The sequence below is a fragment of the Belliella alkalica genome (assembly GCF_022549785.1).
Taxonomy (GTDB): domain Bacteria; phylum Bacteroidota; class Bacteroidia; order Cytophagales; family Cyclobacteriaceae; genus Belliella; species Belliella alkalica.
Map to the genome: position 1 here is coordinate 1 of NZ_JAKZGO010000100.1, position 536 is coordinate 536.

Here is a 536-nt window from a genome sequence, read left to right on the forward strand (position 1 = left end):
TGTAATGTAACTGATATTCTCTCCCGCTACTACTGTCGGACTGCTAGCTAATTTTACAATGGTTAGGTTAGCTGATGTCTCCACATCAACATCCTCTGGGTCAGACTCTTTTGGCCCTTCTTCATCTGTTGGGGAATCGACTACTGCGATGTTACTGATTGTTGTTCCTGCTTCAAGGGAAGGTGAAGTGGAGAGTATAAGATTCAGTTCCACACTTCCTCCTGCTGCCAAGGTTCCAAGATTCCAGTTTACTRTACCTGAATCATTCATTCCTCCGTTRTCGGCTGAGACRAATGYGGTTCCTGCYGGAAGCATRTCGCTTACCATCACATCAAGTGCGTCACTTGGACCGTTATTGGATACAGTTATTGTGTAACTGATATTCTCTCCCGCTACTACTGTCGGACTGCTAGCTAATTTTACAATGGTTAGGTTAGCTGATGTCTCCACATCAACATCCTCTGGGTCAGACTCTTTTGGCCCTTCTTCATCTGTTGGGGAATCGACTACTGCGATGTTACTGATTGTTGTTCCTG

The 536-nt window shown here is 45.1% G+C and carries 1 protein-coding gene; it reads right to left on the reverse strand.

Annotated features, from left to right (window positions below):
- The coding region (locus MM213_RS20835) for a DUF11 domain-containing protein (protein WP_241414800.1) at positions 1 to 536 on the reverse strand (536 nt) is incomplete at both ends.